Genomic DNA, 19,566 nt, shown 5'->3' with positions numbered 1-19,566 from the left:
TACTTTTACATCACCTTGAATGAGGGAACAAGTCAAGGTAATAAATTTTTTTTCATCATTTGTGTTTTTAGAATCGTATCGCCTGATACGGTTCTTTTTTTTATTTCTCGTAGTTCAGAAGAAGATTGACGAAGTAAGAATAGGTAACTGAACCCTCCTGACGGTTGCTTTTCAGAAAAAGATCATTGGTGAATCCGAAAAAATCTTCCAGTCTGCCTTCATGGCTTATCATGAAATTTCTTTCGTAGGCACGGTCTCTTTTCATTGCAGGAGAATATTGCCTGATGAGATTTTCAGCAAAAATTTTATCCTCAGTATAAATGTATCTCAACAGACTTTTCAATGTAAAATATTCAGCACTGTAGCGAAGTTCGGGATTGTCTGAGTTGATGCCGGTAAGGTAAGCAACAAAATTTGCCTCCTGCTCACGGGCAAACCCCAACTGATGGGAAGTTTCGTGGGCAATTGTAAACGGAATAATGGAATGAGGAAGATTTGAATTAAACTGACTTTCAGCTGTAAATGGATTGTAATAGCCAGAGATTCCTGTGTAACTCATTATGTTGCTGAAAAGGCTTTCCTTCACAGAAATCTTTGTGAGTGTATTCTTTGAAATAATTTGGTTAGGCAAAAAGCTCTGACGACGGATGATTTCCTGTACTAAACCTTCCCTGTTTTTAATCACAAAAACTCCGTTTTTATCCTCTGAAGCGGATTTTCGGGTTTCGCCTGCCTTCTTCAGGTATTTTAAAGCTAAAAGTTTTGCTTTCTCTACATTAGGTTTGTCCTGCGATGCTAATTTTTTAATGATCGGGTTCTGGAAATACATCATTCCCCAAAAGATCTGATATGTAAAGTAGATGATATTTAAGAATATTAAAATCCTAAACAGTGCTTTTTTCCTTCTGTTTTTTCTGAAGATGTTCATGATCTGAACTAGCAGAAAAATTCCAATAAGAATATAAAATAAATCACCTGCAGAGAAAGGTATCCAGCTGAAAATTCTGATATGAAAATTCTTCTGAACGTCATATAATTTATCAAAGAAACTGATCCAGTATTCAGACTTTGAAAAGATGTAAAACAAAATAAATTGGGCAAGTAAAATACCTGCCCAAAATCTTTTTGTTTTTATGAGTGGAACATTTTTAGTGTCCATGAGATTCAGATTCGCCCATTACAATACCTTGTTTTCTCAGAATCTTCGGAGTGATAAATCCGTAGAATGCAAGATATACGAAACATAGAACAGGGATTACGTAAGAGAAATGCGTCCATGTAATTCCGAAAATTCCGTCTTTGTTTACTTTGTCGAAGTCACAGATGTAGCCCTGAAGTAAAGGAATGATACCTCCACCCAAAATCATCATGACAAGGAAAGAAGAAGCTTTACCAGTGTTTTTGCCTAATCCTGCAATTGCAAGGTCAAAAATAGATGGCCACATGATGGAACAGAAAAGTCCGCCAGAGATAAAGAAGTATTTTGCAATCTCTTTGTCAGGATAAACTAAGCCAATCAGCATCATCAAAACGCCTGCAATACCGAAGATCATCAGGGTTTTTCCGGCATTTTTGCCGCCTAAGAAACTCATCAGGATAAATGCAACAATCCAGAATCCGTAGATATAGAATGAAGAAACATCTTTACCACTCAATGTATTGGCAATAATAATGATTGCAAACGCAACAAAAGGAACTACAAATTTCAGAATGTTAACCGTAGTTTTCGACATATTGAAAACGTTGATACTTCCGTTCCATCTTCCGATCATCAGACTTCCCCAGTACAGAGAAACGAATGGAGCGATATTATGTTCCAAAACGCCACCAAATTCTTTGGTATGAAGCAGGGCAGGTAGATTACTGATAATTGAAACCTCCACGCCAACATAAATAAAGATAGCAAGCATTCCCAGATACAGCTGAGGGTAATTTAAAATACTGAATTTTGTGCTTCCTTCTTCAATATTTTCTTCCTCTTCTTTTGCAGGGTCTTCAATTTTTGAGAAAAGCATAAAGACTGCAACAAGAATAAAGGCAATTCCCAAAACGATAAACGGTCCTTTCACCAGTTTCAGATTTTCCTTCACAAACTCCACAGGATAGCTGATCGCAGAAGTCTTTTCTTTGATCTTCCCTAGTTTATCTGAAAATTCATCAACCTGCAGATCGCTTGCTGTAGAGATATTATTCAGTTGGTTAATTTCAGTATCTAAAGCATCTACATTCTGCTGAACAGTATTTACAGCTTTTGCCACAACGGCAGGATCATCTTTTGAATCCTGTTTGAGCGATACAATATTCTTTACAAGCTCATCTCTGTGCGTAATGTACTCGTTTTTTACGATTTCGATTTTAGAAAGATCTTTATCGGCAGATGCGGTTTCTTTATCATTCCCCATCCCGAAAAGGGCGATACCTACAAGGATTGGCCCAATGGTCGTTCCCAAAGAGTTGATACCTCCAGCAAGCGTTAAACGGTGAGCACCTGTCTGCGGACTTCCCATTTTAATAGCCAGTGGATTGGCAACAATCTGCTGAACAGAAAAACCAAGTCCTACGATAAATAAAGCAGTAAGGAAGAACCAGAAATTGGCCGATGCCGCTGCCGGTACAAATAGAAATGCACCTAAAGAAGAGAGCACAAGACCTACTGCCAGTGTTTTTTTATATCCGAACTTCTGAAGGATATCGCTTTTTATTGAAATTAAAAAGAAAACTACTGAACCTATAAAGTAAGCTACATAAAATGCCCATGCTACCAACTGGCTCTGTACCTGTGAAAGTACAAACCATTTTTTAAATACCGGAATCAGGATATCATTACTTGCGGCTACAAAGCCCCAGAAGAAGAACACTACAATGAGTGATAGAAATTGAGACCACTTGGTCTGTTGTGGGTTTGAATCCATTTTGAATTTTTAATTACACAAATATAATTTATTTATGCAATTAACTGTATTCTGTCAGTGTTTTTTTTATTGTCTCAAAAGCGGACAATTTTAATTCTTTGGGAGATGCTGTCGGCTCGAGGATATCATTAAAATATACCTTTACTTTTCCGGGATGTCCCTTCGAATTGTCAAACGGAAAAATTTCCTTTAAACCTATAAAAGTAAATACAGCAATCGGTGAATTGTGTTTTGATGAAAGCGTAAATGCGCCGTCTTTAAATTCATCCAAAACAACAGAAGTGTCATCGGGAACGCCTCCTTCAGGAAAGATGACGATGCTGTTGCCTTCTTCCATTTTTTCTGCACATCTTCTGTAAACATCGGCACGGCTTCTCGCGCTGCTGCGGTCTACCATCACACAGATTCGTCTGTAAATAGTTCCGAAAATGGGGATTTTTTCAAGCTCTTTTTTACCGACATAACACAGCGGATGATTGGGAAACAGAATGCAGGGAAGCATAATATCCATAATCGAGGTATGATTGGAAATCACTACGTACTGCTGGTTTTTGTCGATTTTTTTATCGGTGAGATTGATAAGTTCATACCGGAGACCCATTCCGTAGAAAATTCCGTAGCACCACAGTCGGATAAATTTGTAAGCGTACTTGTAAGTTTTCTTTTTATAAGATAGTATGTACACAGGAATTCCGAAAATGATTGTGAGTACAAACGCCAGAAGAATCAGCCAGCCCCGCCAAAGGTAGTTGAGGATCATTTTAATTTTATCCATTAAATATTACTTTTTTCTTTACGGAGTAATTTAAAATGGAAACCAGAAGAATCGCCGAAATTTTACTCAGTATTTCAGGACTCAATGTATAAATGATAAGATCTATGTTATCTTTAAATATAAAACTGTAGAAAATCTGAAAAAATAGTAAACTGAACAAGGTAGAAACTACAGAAACCGCCATGAAGTAGACAAATTCTTTTTTCTTGGAATGTTTTCCGCGCTCAAAAACAAACCAGATGCTGAGGAAGTAATTGGTGATAATACCGCATGAAGTGGAGAAAATATTGCTCAAAGGAAAATGTATTCCGTGGAAATTTTTCTCTTCTGCAATGAGCTGAGGTAAATACGAACTGAAAATCTTAAAACTTCCAATCTCTACCACGGCACTCAGGCCGCCGGCAATAATAAAAAAAAGTACCTGTTTCTGCCTTATTAGGATATCTTTCATCAAATTGATCAATTACTGCAAAGTTATAACTATATGTTAAACACTAAAAAAAGATGTTAATTTTTTTTCTCCATTGAAAATTATTTCTAAATTTAATTTTCAGAACTGAAGAATTGATACCTGATAATAAATTAATATTCAATCTATTGAGATTGGAGTTTTTTCTATCTTGTAGTGCTTGTTTACAGCTTATTTCACTAAACCAAATTCACATCAAACACCAATATATTTGTATGGAACGTCAAAACAAATACAGAAAATTTCAGCTTCAGCAAAAGAAAATTGCAGATCTGGAAAGACAGAACTCGCGGTTCAAAAGAGTGTACTCTGAGTATGAAAATATGTCGGAAGAGCTTTGGAATCTCGAAAATGCTGAGGGCGAGGCAGTACCGGACGATTTTTTAGACGCCATGATCCTCCAGACCACTTATCTCGAAGATGAAATCGAAGACTGGTTACATCAGTATAATACATCACAGAATGAGGTGCAATCCTAGTTTTTGTGAATAAAGTCATTGTTCTTTACCCCGCTCTTTCAAGATAAATTCATATTTTAGCACTCTTAAATGAAATTGTAAAATATGGTTGCTATTGTTGATAGTGGTTCTACTAAATCTGATTGGGTAATCCTGGATGACTTCAAAAATGTTTTCTTAAAGACCGAAACTATTGGTTTCAACCCCAATTTTATCAGCAAAGAACTTATTGTACCTGAGATTGAGAAAAATCACAGTCTGACATCAGTTAAAAATTCGATTACAAGAATTTTTTTCTACGGTTCAGGTTGTGGTGTCCGCCAAAACTGCGAGACCATTGAGCAGGAAATCGGTAAAGTTTTTACCAATGCAGATATTGTTGTAAAAGAAGATCTTTACGCTGCTGCGTACGCTGCTTACAACGGTAAACCGACAATTGTCTGTATTTTGGGTACAGGTTCAAACTCATGTTATTTCGACGGAGAAAATTTAAATATTAAACTTCCTTCACTGGGTTACCTCATGGGCGACGAAGGAAGCGGAAGTGCCATCGGAAAACAGCTGGTACGAAGATTCTTCATGCAGAAACTTCCTCAGGATTTACATTCAGAATTCAAAGGAATTTATGGGTTGACGATTGATGATGCATTGCAGAATATGTATCACAAGACGAGACCTAATGCCTATCTGGCAGATTTCAATAAATTTGTTGTCGAAAGAAAAAATCATCCCTACTTCCAGACTATGGTTTTGGAAGAGATGAAAAATTTCTTCGATTATCAGGTTCTTCCTTATGAAGAATCCAAAAATGCCGAGATTAATTTCATCGGCTCTATCGCTTATTATTATGAAGATATTTTGCGTTCTGCAGCTGCAGAGCTCGGATTAAATGTGGGACACGTTGTACAGAAACCTATTGAGAGTCTGGTCAACTACCACATTCAATATATATTGTAATACTGATAGTAAGTCATTAAAGAAAATAGTAAATTAATATCGAATTGGATTGGTAAGTGCATCTAAGTTGATGCAGGACATCTCAAAAATGACTCAGGAATTCGAAGCGTTAAGAAATTTTAAAAAATTCCGTAAATAAATTTCCATTGTTTGAGTGGCGGCAGAAATTGTAAATATAATAAGATTACATGTTTCCGCCCGAGTTTGGAAATTTAGGAAGTTTTTAAAATTTTAGCGCAGAAATCCAGTCTTGAACTTTTGGTCCTTTTGTTTTAAGACAAAAGAACATTAAGAATTTCAATTTGGTAAATGTTAAATAAAAAAATAAAATTTTATGTCAAATAAAACCCATCGCGACGAGAAAAATTTCAATCAGGCCGCCTTAGATTACCATAAAGCTGAACCAAAGGGAAAAATTGAAGTTATCCCGTCAAAACCGCACTCATCACAGAGAGATTTGTCATTGGCATATTCTCCGGGAGTGGCAATTCCATGTCTTGAAATTGAGAAAAATCCTGAAACGGTTTACGATTATACAGGAAAAGGTAATTTGGTTGCCGTAATTTCAAACGGAACAGCAGTTCTTGGTTTGGGCGACATCGGTGCTGAAGCTTCTAAACCGGTAATGGAAGGAAAGGGACTTTTATTTAAAATTTTCGCTGACATCAATGTTTTTGATATTGAAATTGACGAAAAAGATCCCGATAAATTTATCCAGATTGTAAAAGGTATCGCCCCGACTTTCGGAGGGATCAACCTTGAAGATATCAAAGCTCCTGAAGCTTTTTATATCGAACAGAAATTAAAGGAAGAATTAGATATTCCTTTGATGCACGACGACCAGCACGGAACAGCAATTATTTCTGCGGCGGCATTAATTAATTCGCTTCAGATTGCCAACAAAAATATCGATGAGGTAAAGATGGTAGTGAATGGAGCAGGAGCTGCGGCTGTTGCCTGTACCAATCTGTATATTTCTTTAGGTTTAAAAAGAGAAAACGTGTTGATGTGCGACAGCAAAGGCGTTATCAATCACAAAAGAGAAAACCTTACGCCTGAAAAATTAGATTTCATCGCTCAGACCGACATCGAAACTTTGGAAGATGCCTGTAAAGGTTCAGATGTTTTCATTGGTTTGTCTAAAGGAAATGTGATGACTCCTGAAATGCTTTTGAGCATGAATGAAAACCCGATTGTATTCGCATTATCCAATCCTGACCCTGAGATCGCTTATGATTTAGCACTTTCTACCAGAAAAGACGTGATCATGGCAACGGGTAGAAGTGATTATCCTAATCAGGTAAACAACGTTCTAGGTTTCCCGTATATTTTCCGTGGTGCTTTAGATGTGCAGGCTAAAGGAATTAATGAAGAAATGAAACTGGCTGCCGTTCATGCGATTGCTGATTTGGCGAAAGAACCCGTTCCTGAGGCAGTAATTTTAGCGTATAACGTTCAGAATTTACAGTTTGGAAGAGAATATTTCATTCCTAAACCTTTTGACAACAGATTAATTACCAAAGTTTCAAGTGCTGTTGCCAAAGCTGCGATCGACAGTGGAATTGCAAGAAAAACGATTACTGATTTTGACGAATACGAAACTCAGCTTCTTGACAGAATGGGAAGAGATGAGAAGTTGGTAAGAATGATGCAGAACCGCGCAAAAGCGAATCCTAAAAGAATCACTTTAGGAAATGCTGAAGAATACAATGTTCTGAAAGCGGCTCAGATTTTATATGAAGAAGGAATCGCTTACCCAAGTCTTTTAGGAGATAAAAAATACGTCAAAGAACAAATGGAGCGTTTCGGAATCAACATTGATGTTCCGATTATCGACCCGAGTGACGACGACCAAAAGGAAAACAGAAGGAAATACAGAGAAACACTTTGGAAACTCCGTCAGAGAAAAGGGATGAACGAGTACAAGGCAAAAAGATACGTGCGCCAGAGAGATTATTTCGGGCCTTTAATGCTGAAACACGGAGACACAGACGGTTTGATTATTGGTTTTTCTAAAAACTACGTATCAACTTTAAGACCTGTTTTAGAAGTGATCGAAAAAGAAAAAGGAGTCGAAAAAGTAGCGGCAATGATGATGATTCTGTCTGAAAAGAAACCTATTTTCTTCGCTGATACATCAATCAATCAAAATCCTACGGCTGAAGATTTGGTAAATATTGCTAAAATGGCAGAGCACACCGTAAAATCTTTCGCTATCGAACCGAGAATTGCAATGTTAGGTTTTGAAAATTTCGCAGCGATTTCTGATACTTCGAAAAAAGTCGCAAAAGCGGTAAGTATTCTTCACGAGAAATTCCCAAAAATGATAGTTGACGGAGAAATTCAGCCGGATTTTGCGATGAATTCTGATCATCTGAGTGATTATCCGTTCTCAAAACTAGGAACAACTCCGGCTAATACATTTATTTTCCCAAATCTTGAGTCAGCAAACCTGTCATATAAAATCATCAGAGGAATGAAGGTGGCACAGGTTATTGGGCCAATTCTGATGGGACTGAAACAGCCTGTTCACGTATTACAGATGCGTTCAAGTGTAGATGAGATTGTGAATCTTGCTACGGTTGCAGTTTTGGATGCGCAGAGAAGAGAAGCTAAAAAATAAAAAGTTCCAAAAGTTAGGATGAAATCCTATCAGTAAAAGTTATAAAAAAGGCGAACGGAATTTGTGGAATTCTGTTCGCCTTTTTTCATCTTAAATCAATTTTAAGTTCAAGTTCATTTTTCATGTATAAAAGAACTTCGGCATTTCCCCGAGCATCATCTACAGGATTATGAGTGTGTTCGGTTTTTCTTAAATGTTTCCATTGGGCAAATGTGTCTTTCACAATTCCGCAATATAAATCAGAAATTCTTCTTGACGAATATCCGAAAGGGTTTCTTTTTAAAAAATGATGGAAATACCAACAGATAAACATCCAGTCAAATCCATTGTTGTCACTTATAAAAATAGGTTTTCCTTTAGAATTTTTTGCTATCCATTCTTCAAATTTCAGCATCGTTTCAAAAGGGTCATCAAATTTTAAAGTTTCCTCACGACTAAATCCTGATATGGAAAGAACTTCTGGAATATACTGTTCAGAAATTGGTATTATTTTACCATAAAATGTGCGATTGAGATTTTCATCAACCAAAACGGCTCCGAAGGAAACCATAGAAAAATCGCCGGGAATTGGGCCATCTGCCTCGACGTCAACAACGAAATAACTCATTTGTCTGCAAAGTTTTTCGCAAATGTAATTAATGCGACCGAATTTGTGAAATGAATTAATTTTCACATTCATAAAATTTTTAGATTCTCTATGAAAAATTTAATAAAGAAAACAAATAAAATCATTCCTTTCAGAGATGAAAGTATTACTTAGTTTAATTTACTATATTTGGGAGTTATAAAAATTGATAATGATATTTTCTTTACAGGGAGCCGTTCAGGAACTTAGTCCCACCTATGCTGTACTCAATGTACAAGGCGTTGGATACTATGTTGGCATAAGTTTAATGACTTCCCAAAAACTGGTTCACAACAAAGAATCTTTTCTTTTTATTCAGCAGATTATCCGTGAGGATGCTCATTTGCTCTTTGGTTTTCATACCCGTTTAGAGAAAGAAATGTTTAATCTTCTTATCAGCGTGAATGGGGTAGGAGCCGTTTCCGCACTTATACTTTTATCAACATTAAATCTTGAAGAAATCGCAACAGCAATTTTGTCTGCGAACAGTGCTCTGATTCAAAAAGCGAAAGGTATCGGTGCAAAAACTGCGGAAAGAATCATTGTAGATCTCAAAGATAAGGTGCAGAAATTCAAGGTTGAAGGCGAAGAGATTTCGGCTGTTGTGAATAATAAAACCAAGGAAGATGCGTTATCAGCATTAGAAGTTTTGGGAATTCCGAAAAGGATGAGCGAGAAGATCGCAGACCGCATGATCAAGCAGAATGCAGACATCACAACGGAAGAACTCGTAAAGCAAATTTTAAAAAATATTTAAGGGTTGGTGAAAAAGATTAGTTTTCTCAATATATTTTCGGTCTTCATTTTACTGTTGGTTTCAGGCAGCACTTTTGCACAGCAGGAACCTACCGGTTTTACCATAAAAAAAGACTGGCAGGTAGAAGATCCTACTTACTACGAAGCCTATTACGACATCAAAACCGGAATGTATTTCGTCTATCCAAAGGTAGGAAATACGGTTACCGGTCCGCCTACTGCAATGTCGCCCCAGGACTACAAAGAGTTTATGGACGCCCAGCAGGCAAAGGAGTATTACAGGGACAAATCAAACCGATACAGTCTGATGTTCCGTAAGGATAAAGCGGAGGCAGAAAGGTTAGGTTTAATTCCTTCCTTAACCATCAATAACAGACTTTTCGAAGCAATGTTCGGAAGCAATAAAATCGAAATTATTCCTTCGGGATATGCTTCTTTTGACTTCGCAGGCTTGTACCAGAAAATTGATAATCCTTTAATTTTACCTCAAAACAGAACAAGTTTCACCTTCGATATTGACCAGAGAATCCAATTGGGTTTGATTGGAAAGGTGGGTGAAAATCTCCAGTTAAAAGCCAATTACGATACCCAAAGCGGTTTTGCATTCGAAAACAGAATGAATCTCGTTTGGCAGTCAAAAGGCACATGGAAAGATCTTCAGACCAAAGGTTTAAATGATGTAAACAAACCCAGTGCCGGAGGCGAAGATAAAATCATAAAAAGAATAGAATTTGGTAATGTCAACATGCCACTTTCTACAAGTTTAATCCGTGGTTCAGAGTCACTTTTCGGGATAAAATCTGAATTTCAGCTTGGGAAAACTTTTGGAACGGTTGTAATGTCTCAACAGCAGGGTGAGGCCAGAAACATCGTTGTACAGGGAGGTGGTGTGATGAATACGTTTAAAATAAACGCCATCGATTACGAAGACAATCAGCATTATTTTATAGATCAGTATTTTCTAAATAATTATGATGCGGCATTGCAGAATTACCCGCAGATTAATTCAAGAATCAATATTTCCAGGATGGAAGTCTGGGTCTTGGATCAGGGAAATTCAAATCTTGCTTATCAAAAAGGTATCGTTGGGATCAGAGATTTGGGGCAGGGTGCTTCCGGTACTCCGGATAATACTCAAAATGGTCTTTACCAAGCAGTAAGCAATGTAATGGGTGCTCCCAGAGATCCTGCAATTAATTATGGTGAGCTTCTTTTGGGACAGACTTTTCCCGGAAGCGCAACGCCCTATACAAACGGAGAAGAATTTTTATTTAATAAAAAAGCACGAAGACTTAACAGTAACGAATATACGTTTCATCCACAGTTAGGATATATTTCATTAAATCAAAGACTTAATGAACAACAACTTTTAACGGTCTCCTATTCCTACACCGTAAATGGTACCAACCAGGTTTATAAAGTGGGTGAGTTTTCTGAAGAAAGTCCTGTTTTGATTACCAAATTGCTAAAATCAAATTCTCAGGTTAAAGTTACGTCTCCAATGTGGCAGCTGATGATGAAAAACATCTACGCTTTGGATGCGGGACAGGTTGATCAGGACGGATTTATCCTGAATGTGCTCTATCGTGATCCAAAAACAGGAGGTAAGGTAAATTATTTACCGGGTACTTCGGTTGCAGATATTAATTTATTGAAATTATTAAACTGGGACAGACTCAATCTGAATGGTGACTTACAGTCAAACAACGGTACTTTGGGCGATGGAATTTTCGATTTCGTAAGTGGAATTACCGTGAGACCAGAATTAGGGAAACTGATTTTCACAAAAGCTCAGCCTTTTGGAAGTTATATGGCACAGGTTCTGGGTACAAATGATCCTCAATATGTTCAAACTGATTTGTATGCAAGGCAAAAGCAGGATGCCCAACATGTACCTCAGAGATATACGCTTGAAGGTAGATATAAAGGAGCTCAAGGTCAGGGGATTTCACTTGGAGCGGTGAACGTGCCTCAAGGTTCAGTAAAAGTTTCAGCTAACGGTGTTCAGCTAACAGAAGGTGTAGATTATACCGTAGATTATATGTTGGGATCTGTGACGATCATCAACGAAAATGTAAAACAATCCGGTCAGGCTATCAATATTTCACTTGAAAATCAGCTTACTTTTAATACACAGCGTAAAAGATTTTTAGGTCTAAATTTAGAAAGAAGAGTCAGCGAAAACTTCATTTTTGGCGGAACGGTTGTCAATTATTCCGAATCACCTTTAACTCAAAAGGTAAATTACGGTCAGGAAGCGGTGAATAACACGATGGCGGGTATCAATATGTTGTACAACAACCAATTGCCTTTCCTCACAAGACTTACAGATAAAATCCCTGGAATTAATACCGAAGCTCCTTCAAATCTGAATTTCAGAATGGAAGGTGCCTATCTTATTCCGGGAATCAATAAAGGAACAAACGATCAGTCGTACATTGACGATTTTGAACAGACGACTTCAAAGATTTCTTTAAAAGAACCAACGGCATGGAGCTTAGCTTCAAAACCGGAAAAGAATCAGGGTAACCCACTTTTCAACGGTGCCGGAGCAAATAATGATATTACGAATGGTTACGGAAGAGGTTTGCTTTCATGGTACAATATTGACCCGAGATTCTGGGGTGTAGGAGGAAGACCTCCGGAAGGAATTACAGCGGAGTCTGTTTCCAATCACGCTTCAAGAAGGGTTCAGTTTTCAGAGATTTTTAACAACAGAGATTTTGTGGCAGGTGAACAGACATTTACCAATACTTTCGATGTTTCTTACTATCCAAACGAAAAAGGACCTTACAACGTAAATCCAGCAACTGAAACCACGCAGCAACGATGGGCGGGTATTATGCGTCCGATCAGTGTTTCCAACTTCATCAATTCCAATATTGAATACGTGGAATTCTGGATGATGGATCCGTATGCCGATAACAGACCTTTAAGTCAGCCGGGAGGTGCACCGAAACTTTTGCTTCAATTAGGAAATGTTTCAGAAGATATTCTGAAGGATGGTTTGATGCAGTACGAAAATGGTCTTCCGGTACCTTCTGCTCCTTCTACCACAACCAATTCAAACTGGGGTATTCAGCCAAAACAACCTCCGATTTTATATGCTTTCTCTACAGAAGGTACAGACAGAACTGCGCAGGATTTAGGTTATGACGGTTTGAGTTCAGATCAGGAAGCGGCACGTTTCGGTAATACATTTGTGAATCCCGTTACCAACTTAGCTGACCCCGCAGTTGATGATTTCGTATTTTATCTTTCTACAAGATTTACAGGAAATTTAGCATCATCATTGGTTCAGCGTTACAAATATTTCAGAGGTCCTGAAGGAAATTCAGTGAGCAATTCTCTTGAAGTAGCTTCACAGACTCCGGACGCCGAAGATATCAACAGAGATTACAATTTAGATCAAAGTGAAAACTATAATGAATATGTTGTTAATCTTGATCAGTCAAGTTTAATTTTAGGACAGAACAATATTGTTGATGTAAAAACTGTTCAGGCTACTTTTCAAAACGGTCAGACCGACGATGTGAAATGGTTCCTTTTCAGAATTCCGGTTAACAAATACAATGATCCGCTTGCAGGTGGTGATAAAGACCCGTCTATCTTAAATAATGTACGTTTCGCAAGAATGTTATTAACTGGTTTTGATAATGTTTCTACGTTAAGATTCGGAACCATGGATTTGGTAAGATCAGACTGGAGAAAATATCCTAATCAAATTGCAAGCTCAACAGTTGACTCACCTACCGAAGGTACAACAGGGTCTCCAACATTAAACGATAATTTCGAAGTTGGAAGTGTAAATATTGAAGAAAATGCATTGAACCAGCCACCTTACGTTTTGCCTCCTGGAATCGACAGACAGGTTTTGAGCGGAAATGCAGGTGCACAAAGACAGAATGAATCTTCTCTTTATCTGAAAGTAAGAAATATGGGTAATGAATCTAGAGGTGTTTTCAAAAATACTACGCTGGATATGAGAAGATACAAAAAACTGAGACTTTTTGTACATGCACAAAATCTTGACACTCCAACAAGTTCAGAATTAGATCCTAAACTGAAATTCTTTATTCGTTTTGGTAGTGATGGTGCAGATAATTATTATGAATATGAATCTTCGGTAAAATATACCCAAAGAACGGCGACTACACCGATGGAAATCTGGCCAATTGAGAATGAGATGAATTTTGATGTTCAGGATTTCGTAGATGCTAAAATCAGAAGAGACCGGAATTTCCCGGGTAACATAGTCGAGAGAAGAGAAGATACCCAGTTTGGGGATGATAATAAAAGAATCTACATAAAAGGACGTCCAAGTTTAGGAAATATTACTACCATCATGATTGGTGTAAGAAATGAGGGTGGGAGAATTGCTGATAACGGAAGAGTTCTCTGGGTCAACGAAATTCGTCTTTCTGAAATTGAAAACGACGGAGGTTACGCCGGAAATGCAAGCTTAAATTTCAACCTTGGTGATTTTGCAACCGTAAACACCAATGCATCTTATTCATCTGTAGGTTTCGGAAATATTGATTCTAAACCTGCCGAGAGAAGTCAGGCAAGTCAGTCAGCATTCAGCATTAATACGGCTATCAACGCAGATAAATTCCTACCTGAAAAAACCGGAATCAAAATTCCTGTCAACTATTCTTACTCACAAACCATCGAAGATCCGAAGTACAATCCTTTAGATACCGATGTAGAATTCAGCAAGGCTGCCAATAGAGAAGAGCTTAAAAAAGTAGCACGTACTTACACTCAGCAGAGAAGTTTAGGTGTTGTTAATATGCATAAGGAAAGAGTAAATCCTGACAAAAAACCAAAATTCTATGATGTAGAAAACATTTCTGTGACTGCTGTATATAATGACGATCATTACAGAGATATTTATACCAAGAAAAACTACAGACAATATCTGCGAGGGTATGTAGATTATAATTATCAGTTTAAACCTTGGGTGATTAAGCCTTTCAATAAACTGATCAGTGATACTGCAAAATCGTATAAATATCTGAAATGGGTAAAAGAATTTAATTTTAATCCGATTCCTACAAGATTATCTTTCAGAACTGAAATCGACAGAAATTACAATGAGCTTGAATTCAGAAATATTGAATCGATTTTAAGTGGAAACCCTGGAAATGATTTCGCAGCCATTAAAAACAGAAACTTCTACTTCGGCTGGCAGTATGGTTTAGGATTTAATTTCACTAAATCTTTAAAACTGGAAATCAACTCGGCTACAAGAACTTTAAATGATCAGGTGGATGTCAACACGATGGATAATTCTTCCATCTTCGGAAATGTTTTCAGAGCGGGTAGACCGGTATTGTACAATCACAGAGTTCAGTTAAATTATAAATTACCTTTCCAATATCTTCCGTATTTAGAATTTATTGATGCTGAGGTTGGCTACGGTTTCACCTACAACTGGAATGCAAGATCCACAGCGTTATTGTCAAGTCCTGAAGGAAGTTTAGGTTCCATTGGTCAAAACACAAATGTGATTCAGGCAAATGCTACAGCAGATCTTCCTCGTTTCTTCAGTCAGTTTAGTTATTTTAAGAGAATTACTGAAACTTTAGGAAAAAGAAAAAAGGAGACAGATTCTCTGAATACAGCTTATACGCAGGCTTGGGAGAAAAAGAGATATGCTTACAAAAAATATAAATACAAAAATAAACTCACAGCATTACAGGGAGCAGCATTTTTCCTTACCTCATTCAAACAGTTGGATGTAACCTATTCAGAAAATAACGGAACTGTACTTCCGGGTCTTATTTCTGCACCAAACTGGTACGGAACAGGGCAGACTTTGGGTGGTCCAACAGTAGGGTTTCTTCTCGGTTCGCAGGCAGATATCCGAAGAACAGTGATTGAAAACGGATGGGTAAGTACTTCAGATTTAATGATTGATCCTTACGTCCGGATGTCGACCCGGGATTTGCGGGCTAATCTCCAGATGATGCCGGTCAATGATTTAAGAATAGATTTCAATGTCATTCAAACCTATAACAGAAACTTCTCGCAAACAGGTTTCAACTATAGAGATGGCTTCGGCAATGCTAATCCGAATCTTACCTTTGCGACAGATTTAATCAGCTATTCCAACTCGGTAAGTCTGGTGAAAACTTCATTTAAAGATAATACAGCTATTTATGCAGCGATCAGACAAAATGCCCAGGCAATTTCGCAGCAATTGGGCGGAGCTCCGGGAGCTAACGGTTACGCTGCAGGATACAGTATTGCGAATGCTTATGTTTTGATTCCTGCATTCCGTGCAGCAGTAGAAGGTAAGGCTCCAAGACAGGTTGGTAACGCAAGAAAATCCGGACTTCCTTTTCCGAACTGGAGAATCACATGGTCTGGTTTAAAAAACATTCCGGTGATCAGCGGTCAGTTTACCAAGTTTGATATCCTTCACAGCTACAATGCAACTTACACTGCAACAGGTGTACAGTCGAGCATCGATTATTTTAATAATCCGGGAAGTTTCGACGTTAACGGAGACCGCATCAATCCATTTACATTCTCACAGGTGGGATATGTAGAATCTTTTGCACCGCTTGTAGGAATAGATGTGACAATGCGAAACAATATGCAGTTTGGAATTCAGTACAACAGAAACAGAATGTTGTTGCTTGGTTTGGTAAATCAAACAATTACCGAAGATTCAAATACCGAATATGTAGTTCGTCTGGGGTATATTGTCAGAAACTTCAGATTAGGAAATGCCGGTGGAGGAGGCAGAAACAATAAGGGAGCAGACCTGAATATCAGAGGAGATATTTCCCTTCGCGACAGCCGTACAAGTATAATGAATATCTTGCTGGATGATTCTCAGGTAACAGGCGGACAACGTTTGATGAATATTAAATTATCTGCAGACTACAACGTTTCACAAAATTTAAATCTTGCAGTTTTCTATGAACAGATGACTTCAAAATATAAAATATCCACAGCCTTCCCGCTGTCAACCGTAAGAGCAGGGCTTAGAGCGACCTTCACATTCGGAGACGCAGGAGGTTTCTAAAAATAATTTTCAAAAAAATCCCTTTCAGAAAACTGAAAGGGATTTTTTTTTGAAAATCTTGTACATTTATTCACTTTATATTTCCTTTCAAAGTTTATGGCTTTGTTTATATTGAAACCAACTAAAATATAATATCATTGTCTGGCTTTGCATTAAATCAAATCTTAGTATAAATCTTTATCTTCCATAACCTTAACCTTAAATCCAAAACACAAATCCCGTAAATCGCATCTCGTAACTCGCATCCCGAACTACCAACCCAACAAAAATTAAATTTTCTTTTGACCATTCACCAATTTTAAATTAAATTTGTCGGTATAAAAAAATAAAAATGAATACACCTGCAGAACTAAAGTACACCAAAGACCACGAATGGATCAGGATTGAAGGAAACGTTGCTACAATCGGAATTACAGATTTCGCACAGGGCGAGTTGGGCGACATCGTTTACGTAGACGTTGACACGGTAGACGAAGATCTTGAAGGAGAAGCCGTTTTCGGAAGTGTAGAAGCAGTAAAAACAGTGTCAGACCTTTTCCTTCCAATCGCTGGGAAAGTAATCGAGTTCAATGCTGAATTAGAAGACCAGCCGGAATTACTAAACACCGACCCATACGGAAACGGATGGATCATCAAACTGGAAATCGCGGAAGGTGCAGATCAGTCAGAATTGCTAACTGCAGAAGAATATCAGGCTGTCATTGGATAATTACAGAAACATATTTAATAAGATTTTGCCCATTTATTGGGCATTTCTTACTTTTATGCTCCTCAGGCCGGGCCAGGAAAACCATGAATATTGGTTTATGTTTAATGGCATAGACAAAGTCTTACACTTAAGTATCTTCGCGGCATTGGGCTTTCTGCTCATAGCATCCTTCCCCAAAATAAAATTTGCTTATTATATTCAGATCATCCTCATTTACGCCTTCCTGACAGAAATCTTCCAGGAAGAAATGAAGCTTGGCCGATCCATGGAAACCCTCGACATCGTCGCAGACACCGTCGGCTGCCTCATCGGATATTACACTTACAAATTTCTCACGAAAAAATTCTGATTCAGACCCTCTTATTTCGCGCCTCCCCACTATACTCATATTGCCAGCATCTCAAAAGCTTGCCAACTCCCTTTACAACTTAATAAATTATCATTCCGTTCTTATTACTCATTACTCATAGCTCATATTTTCAGGAGCCGGGAACCCGCTGTCCGCTGTATCTTTTTTGTGCCGGTCTCCACTCCGCAACGTCCGCCACAAAAAAGGATGTCGCTGCCATCGGGGCTAGTAACGATTTTGCTTTTTGAGAACTGTTGAATTTTGATAAGTAATGAGCAATAAGTAATCACCAGTAAGCAATTAATCTACAATAATCTCATTAAAGAAAGCAGCAAAAACTATAATCGGAAAGCCAAAACTTCAATTCAAAAGTTTTAACCATCAATTCTCACTACATTTTCAGTCCGGCCAGCAGTAAAAAACAAACTTCCCTTATTTCCAATACCCCGTTGAACCATTCCCATCCTCTGGAGGGGATGTCAAAAATCGCAGATTTTAGACGGGGTGGTTACACCAGTGCAAAATTAACCTTACGTGCAATAGAAGTATAAACTTCATCAAAAATAAAACTTTCAAAAACCCATCTGCTCTTATTTAACAGTCTACCTGTTCCAGAATTCTGCATCCAGAGGATCCACCGCTGATTCTGTCGTCCCGCCCGTACCCACAATCCACATTCCACATCCGGACTCTGCAGTCCGAATTTCAAATCTCAAACTTCAAATTTCAAATCATCCCATCTGCTGCTGCGGACGTACCACCGATACTATGTAAAACGAACTCGCACCCGTTCAGCCAAAAACACTTTTCATCCAATCAGAATCCACTCACGTAATGTCAGCAATTCCCACACCTTTCAAAAATCAAAATTCCACCTTACTCCGGAGGAGTAAAATCTGTGTAGCAAAAGCGACAACTAACGCCACAGCGCTCCGTAGGAGTGCCATCTGTGTAGAAACCACCATTCCAAAAATAACAGCACTCCGTAGGAGTGCCATCTTAAAAACATCCACAAAAGCGACCTGAAAACTCATTTTGTATATTTTCAAATCATGCAATGCATAGTCATTTTCACCGAAAAGCCTTACAAAATAAACAATGATGCTCAAAAATTCCCAACAATATATATTCAACCAGCTCACCAGCCTGCAGAAAAATAACACGTAACCATGCACAATGATTCTTTCCAAACTCCCATTTCCTACATTACATCCCGCACCTCGCATCCATTACTTGCGCCGCGAATCCACCAAATCCCAATCCTCCTATACCGTACCCCGAATCTCAAATCTCAAATCTCAAACATCAAATTTCAAATCTCACCCGCACCCTCCAACCCTCTAACACATTTTCTCTCCACACAATCAGTCTGTTGCTTAATTATGTTAAATAAATATGAATAAAAGTTTGGTAGGGAATGTAAAAGTTTCTACTTTTGCACCACTGAAAACGGAAGGAAGTAAGTAGCGCAGGAGGATAAAGATAAGAAAGAAACTTCAGAAAAAATACACACTGAAAAATTTGCAAGAATAAAAAACAGTTGTATATTTGCAGACCCAATTATGGGGAAGCGCAGGAGTTGATTGAGAGGATGTAAAGAAAGAAATTTAAGGTCATCAAAAAACTTTAAAATTTTCTTTGAAAACATTTGGTCAATTGAAAATAACTTATTACTTTTGCACTCGCAAATACGGAGACGAAACTGACAGAAAAGTAGTCTTGGTTAAAAAGCGAAAGAAAAGAGATCATTGAAAAATAGATATAACAACCAAAAATTAAGGAAAAACTAAAGCGTATATAAGAAACTTTGAGTGAGTCAGACAAACATACAATGGAGAGTTTGATCCTGGCTCAGGATGAACGCTAGCGGGAGGCCTAACACATGCAAGCCGAG

Annotated in this window: 14 protein-coding genes and 1 rRNA gene; 8 read left to right on the top strand and 7 right to left on the bottom strand. The window is 37.9% G+C overall.

All coding sequences use genetic code 11. The annotated features are described in order from the left end of the window. Positions 1 to 100: 100 nt before the first annotated feature. The 4 genes from IC610_RS13015 to IC610_RS12995 are packed head-to-tail and all read right to left on the bottom strand — an operon-like array spanning position 101 to position 4,138. Positions 101 to 1,159 carry a DUF3810 domain-containing protein gene (locus tag IC610_RS13015; protein WP_191737257.1) on the bottom strand — a complete coding sequence of 353 codons (1,059 nt, stop codon included), beginning with the start codon at positions 1,157 to 1,159 and terminating at the stop codon, positions 101 to 103. After that, entirely contained in the window at positions 1,149 to 2,912 is a 1,764-nt protein-coding gene (locus IC610_RS20015) for an MFS transporter (protein WP_228462925.1), read from the bottom strand. Before IC610_RS20015 ends, IC610_RS13015 begins: the two co-directional genes overlap by 11 nt. A 40-nt stretch (positions 2,913 to 2,952) precedes the next feature. Continuing rightward, entirely contained in the window at positions 2,953 to 3,687 is a 735-nt protein-coding gene (locus IC610_RS13000) for a lysophospholipid acyltransferase family protein (RefSeq protein WP_191737256.1), read from the bottom strand. Next, positions 3,680 to 4,138 (bottom strand): GtrA family protein, encoded by a 459-nt coding sequence (locus tag IC610_RS12995; protein ID WP_191737255.1) that lies wholly within the window; start codon positions 4,136 to 4,138, stop codon positions 3,680 to 3,682. Before IC610_RS12995 ends, IC610_RS13000 begins: the two co-directional genes overlap by 8 nt. A 233-nt stretch (positions 4,139 to 4,371) precedes the next feature. Here IC610_RS12995 and IC610_RS12990 point away from each other — a divergent pair, with 233 nt between their 5' ends. From IC610_RS12990 to IC610_RS12980, 3 genes are all read left to right on the top strand, one after another. Further along, the gene (locus IC610_RS12990; RefSeq protein ID WP_056076517.1) at positions 4,372 to 4,635 is read left to right on the top strand and encodes a hypothetical protein; all 264 of its coding nucleotides are present in this window, start codon (positions 4,372 to 4,374) and stop codon (positions 4,633 to 4,635) included. A gap of 84 nt (positions 4,636 to 4,719) precedes the next feature. After that, positions 4,720 to 5,571 (top strand): BadF/BadG/BcrA/BcrD ATPase family protein, encoded by an 852-nt coding sequence (locus IC610_RS12985; RefSeq protein WP_191737254.1) that lies wholly within the window; start codon positions 4,720 to 4,722, stop codon positions 5,569 to 5,571. Positions 5,572 to 5,905: 334 nt separating this feature from the next. Then, positions 5,906 to 8,194 carry an NADP-dependent malic enzyme gene (locus IC610_RS12980; RefSeq protein WP_056076521.1) on the top strand — a complete coding sequence of 763 codons (2,289 nt, stop codon included), beginning with the start codon at positions 5,906 to 5,908 and terminating at the stop codon, positions 8,192 to 8,194. 85 nt (positions 8,195 to 8,279) lie between these two features. On the opposite strand, the gene IC610_RS12975 is transcribed toward IC610_RS12980, so the two are convergent. Next, positions 8,280 to 8,801 carry a 3'-5' exonuclease family protein gene (locus tag IC610_RS12975; RefSeq protein WP_191737253.1) on the bottom strand — a complete coding sequence of 174 codons (522 nt, stop codon included), beginning with the start codon at positions 8,799 to 8,801 and terminating at the stop codon, positions 8,280 to 8,282. 190 nt (positions 8,802 to 8,991) lie between these two features. On the opposite strand from IC610_RS12975, the gene ruvA reads away from it, so the two are divergent. The 4 genes from ruvA (at position 8,992) to IC610_RS12955 (ending at position 17,672) form a co-directional block, all read left to right on the top strand. Further along, positions 8,992 to 9,576 (top strand): Holliday junction branch migration protein RuvA, encoded by a 585-nt coding sequence (ruvA, locus tag IC610_RS12970; RefSeq protein WP_056076524.1) that lies wholly within the window; start codon positions 8,992 to 8,994, stop codon positions 9,574 to 9,576. A gap of 3 nt (positions 9,577 to 9,579) precedes the next feature. Beyond that, complete coding sequence (gene sov / locus IC610_RS12965) at positions 9,580 to 16,614, top strand: T9SS outer membrane translocon Sov/SprA (protein WP_194698926.1); 7,035 nt, start codon at positions 9,580 to 9,582, stop codon at positions 16,612 to 16,614. A gap of 331 nt (positions 16,615 to 16,945) precedes the next feature. Continuing rightward, complete coding sequence (gene gcvH, locus IC610_RS12960) at positions 16,946 to 17,323, top strand: glycine cleavage system protein GcvH (protein ID WP_191737251.1); 378 nt, start codon at positions 16,946 to 16,948, stop codon at positions 17,321 to 17,323. A gap of 55 nt (positions 17,324 to 17,378) precedes the next feature. Further along, positions 17,379 to 17,672, top strand: a complete 294-nt coding sequence (locus IC610_RS12955) for a VanZ family protein (RefSeq protein ID WP_191737250.1) — start codon at positions 17,379 to 17,381, stop codon at positions 17,670 to 17,672. A 508-nt stretch (positions 17,673 to 18,180) separates the two neighbouring features. Here IC610_RS12955 and IC610_RS12950 read toward each other — a convergent pair. Together IC610_RS12950 and IC610_RS12945 are read right to left on the bottom strand one after the other, a co-directional pair. After that, positions 18,181 to 18,381 (bottom strand): hypothetical protein, encoded by a 201-nt coding sequence (locus IC610_RS12950; protein WP_191737249.1) that lies wholly within the window; start codon positions 18,379 to 18,381, stop codon positions 18,181 to 18,183. A 154-nt stretch (positions 18,382 to 18,535) separates the two neighbouring features. Then, positions 18,536 to 18,706, bottom strand: coding sequence for a hypothetical protein (locus IC610_RS12945; protein ID WP_191737248.1), 171 nt, complete (start codon positions 18,704 to 18,706; stop codon positions 18,536 to 18,538). Positions 18,707 to 19,500: 794 nt separating this feature from the next. Between IC610_RS12945 and IC610_RS12940 the strand changes: the two genes are divergently transcribed. Beyond that, positions 19,501 to 19,566: ribosomal RNA gene (locus tag IC610_RS12940) — 16S ribosomal RNA — on the top strand; the annotation flags it as partial.

The organism is Chryseobacterium caseinilyticum, assembly GCF_014837145.1.
Classification (GTDB): domain Bacteria; phylum Bacteroidota; class Bacteroidia; order Flavobacteriales; family Weeksellaceae; genus Chryseobacterium; species Chryseobacterium caseinilyticum.
The sequence above is the reverse complement of the archived record's forward strand: the minus strand, read 5'-3'. Positions and strand labels throughout refer to the sequence as shown.

Excerpts from the sequence above, each read along its gene's own strand:
- ruvA (WP_056076524.1), top strand. The coding sequence starts at position 8,992 with ATGATATTTTCTTTACAGGGAGCCGTTCAGGAACTTAGTCCCACCTAT.
- IC610_RS12985 (WP_191737254.1), top strand. The coding sequence starts at position 4,720 with ATGGTTGCTATTGTTGATAGTGGTTCTACTAAATCTGATTGGGTAATC.
- IC610_RS20015 (WP_228462925.1), bottom strand. The coding sequence starts at position 2,912 with ATGGATTCAAACCCACAACAGACCAAGTGGTCTCAATTTCTATCACTC.
- IC610_RS13015 (WP_191737257.1), bottom strand. The coding sequence starts at position 1,159 with ATGGACACTAAAAATGTTCCACTCATAAAAACAAAAAGATTTTGGGCA.
- IC610_RS12955 (WP_191737250.1), top strand. The coding sequence starts at position 17,379 with ATGCTCCTCAGGCCGGGCCAGGAAAACCATGAATATTGGTTTATGTTT.
- IC610_RS12945 (WP_191737248.1), bottom strand. The coding sequence starts at position 18,706 with ATGAGTTTTCAGGTCGCTTTTGTGGATGTTTTTAAGATGGCACTCCTA.
- IC610_RS13000 (WP_191737256.1), bottom strand. The coding sequence starts at position 3,687 with ATGGATAAAATTAAAATGATCCTCAACTACCTTTGGCGGGGCTGGCTG.
- IC610_RS12980 (WP_056076521.1), top strand. The coding sequence starts at position 5,906 with ATGTCAAATAAAACCCATCGCGACGAGAAAAATTTCAATCAGGCCGCC.
- IC610_RS12995 (WP_191737255.1), bottom strand. The coding sequence starts at position 4,138 with ATGAAAGATATCCTAATAAGGCAGAAACAGGTACTTTTTTTTATTATT.
- IC610_RS12990 (WP_056076517.1), top strand. The coding sequence starts at position 4,372 with ATGGAACGTCAAAACAAATACAGAAAATTTCAGCTTCAGCAAAAGAAA.
- gcvH (WP_191737251.1), top strand. The coding sequence starts at position 16,946 with ATGAATACACCTGCAGAACTAAAGTACACCAAAGACCACGAATGGATC.
- IC610_RS12975 (WP_191737253.1), bottom strand. The coding sequence starts at position 8,801 with ATGAGTTATTTCGTTGTTGACGTCGAGGCAGATGGCCCAATTCCCGGC.